Annotated in this window: 2 protein-coding genes and 1 riboswitch; both genes read right to left on the bottom strand. The window is 39.2% G+C overall.

The genetic code is table 11. The features are described from left to right. Positions 1-128: 128 nt before the first annotated feature. Entirely contained in the window at positions 129-1,082 is a 954-nt protein-coding gene (gene mmuM / locus CN946_RS20655) for a homocysteine S-methyltransferase (protein ID WP_098862813.1), read from the bottom strand. Beyond that, on the bottom strand, positions 1,057-2,466 hold the full coding sequence (mmuP, locus tag CN946_RS20650) for an S-methylmethionine permease (RefSeq protein WP_098862812.1): 1,410 nt from the start codon (positions 2,464-2,466) through the stop codon (positions 1,057-1,059). Before mmuP ends, mmuM begins: the two co-directional genes overlap by 26 nt. 83 nt (positions 2,467-2,549) lie before the next feature. Then, a riboswitch (SAM riboswitch) is annotated at positions 2,550-2,656 on the bottom strand. Between the last annotated feature and the right edge of the window lie 166 nt (positions 2,657-2,822).

Below are 2,822 nucleotides of genomic sequence, written 5' to 3'. Positions count from 1 at the left end.
AGGCTCGGCCGCACACGCATGTGTTAGTTGAATAACTTTCAGCAATATGAACTATTTTTTGAATAACTAAATTAACCTCTTCGTTAACTTTAATTACGAATAAATAGTCCCCTTCACCTTCAATTGGTTCAATACTTGGAAGAACGCCACTTGTTTGATATCTCCTCAATGTGATAAGGTGTCGTTCTGCAGCATCCACCTATTAAACGTGCACCTGCTTGGTACCATTCTTCAGATTGAATATCTAACACGTTACATTGTTCATGACCATGCCATGTTTTTGTTTCTGGATTATAAGTTTCACCAGAGTTTGGATAAACAATAATCGGTTTTTTGGTGTTTGCCCTCAACTCTTGTATTGCACCAGTCACAACGGTTACTGGCGCACAATTGATGCCTATTGCTACAATTTGTTCACTTTTCTCAAAAACTCGTGCACACTCTACGAGTTTCATACCTTCACTAATCTCTTTCTCATTTTTTAACGAAAAGGAAAGCCACGCATATGTTTCTGGAAACTCACGTAATAATGTATCTAATACTCTTGCTTCTTGCAGGGAAGGGATCGTTTCAAATGCCAATAGATCTGCACCTGCTTCAATTAACGCTGACATTCTCGAACGGTGAAAGTCTGCTAATGTTTTATCTGTCACACCATAGTTACCTACATACTCTGAACCATCTGCAAGGTAAGCCCCGTACGGCCCAACCGATGCAACAACCAATGGTTTAGGCCTATTCGTTTGCTTATTTTCCTTCCAAAAATCATCTCTTGCCCTTCTTGCAAGTAACACCGTTTTCTTAATTAATTCCAAAGCTTCCTGTTCTTGTATTCCACGCGCGGAAAAACCACTAATAGTAGCTTGATAGCTTGCTGTTATGGCACAGTCCGCACCAGCACGAAAATAGTCCGAATGAACCTGATAAATAAGTTCCGGATTTTCTAGTAACACACGTGCCGACCAAAGGGGATCGTCCAAATTACATCCATGCGCCTCCAATTCTGTAGCTAATGCTCCGTCAAGAAGCATAATGGAATGTTGGGATAAAATAGCATCAATTGGATTGACTTTGTTCGACATAATCTACGCTCCTCTTTTTTAAATTTTTTGTTAGATAATAACTTCCATAGCAAAACAAAATAAACGGTATGCCGCAATATAAGGCAATTCTCTGTGTTGGATCGAATGCAATTCCAATACACGATGCCAGACAAAGGATAAAAGAAGCAATTGGTACTAATGGATACAGTGGTGTGCGATAAATCAAGTCCTTTTCAGAATTTCCTTCTTTCAAAAATTGTCTGCGAAATAGGAACTGGGAAGCACTAATACTCATCCAAACTACAACTACTGCTAGACCGGAAATGGAAACAAGTACGATATAGACAGTATCTGGTGCCACAATACTTGAGAGCAAAGCCAAAGCTCCACCCACCATGCTGAAAATGACGGCGTTGATTGGAACACCTTGCTTCGTCATTTTTCCAAAAATCGGAGATATTGTATTCTTATTAGCAAGCGACCAAAGCATTCTAGAAGAGGCATAGAGGCCTGAGTTTGCCGCAGATAAAATAGCTGTTAAGATAACGAAATTCATTATGTCAGCTGAATATGGCACCCCAATTCGTTCTAGAACTGCAACAAAAGGGCTCTCTAATATACCAGCATCGGAAATAGGCAATAACGCAGATAAAACAAAAATCGTTCCTACAAAAAAGATGATCAATCTCCACAGAGTAGTTCGAATGGCCTTCGGTATCATTTTTTCCGGGTTCGCGGTTTCTCCAGCTGCAATGCCTATTAATTCTGTTCCCGAAAAAGCAAAATTAACCGCAAGCATGGTCATTATAATGCCCGTAGCACCATGAGGAAATAAACCTCCACTTGTAAAATTAGAAAATAATGGTGCTGCTTTTGAATGACTCATCGGAAGAAACCCTAGCATTGCCGCTGCTCCTAAAACAATAAAAATCACAATAGCTATAACCTTTATCGATGAAAACCAAAATTCGGATTCGGCGAAAAATTTAACAGTCATGACATTTAATACAAAAATCAAAATGGCAAAAATAGCACTCCATATCCAAACATTAATCGTTGGAAACCATCGCTTCATAAGTAATCCTGCGGCTGTAAATTCAGAACCTAAAGCAACAGTCCAAGTTAACCAATACAACCAGGCTACTGTATACCCTGTACCCGGTCCAATGTATTTAACTGCATAACTGTGAAATGAGCCCGTTTCAGGCATATGTACGGAAAGCTCTCCTAAACATAGCATAACTAGATAAACCACTAGCGCACCAATCAGATAGGATAGAATTGTTCCAAACGGGCCAGCTTGTTGAATAGTGTAGCCCGAGCTTAAGAATAAGCCAGTTCCAATCACCCCACCAAGTGATAGCATGACTAAATGACGTGCTTGCATGTTCCTTTGAAATTCTTGCCCATTTTTGTTCCCCATTTCTACTCTCCTTTAGTTACTATCCAGAAAAAACAAAAACGCACTCTAAAAAAGAGTGCGCTACTGACAAATAAAAACGGAAGCTCTCATCTATCAGGTTATCACCCGCTGGAATTAGCACAGTGTCTACTTAAGCAGACCTGTTGCTGAGGCTTCAAAGGGCCAGTCCCTCCACCTCTCTGGATAAGAAATATTTTTTTTATAACCATATCAATCCATCCGATAATTGTCAAGATAATTCAGTTTTTTAAAAAAATTATCAATTATTGACTTACTATTTTATCATTTCTTATGCAACTAAACTGCCAAATACTTAAATAAAAAAGCAGCAAATGGCTGCTCTTGATCTTCAACTA

Source organism: Bacillus sp. AFS053548, assembly GCF_002575105.1.
GTDB lineage: Bacteria > Bacillota > Bacilli > Bacillales > Bacillaceae_G > Gottfriedia.
The sequence above is the reverse complement of the archived record's forward strand: the minus strand, read 5'-3'. Positions and strand labels throughout refer to the sequence as shown.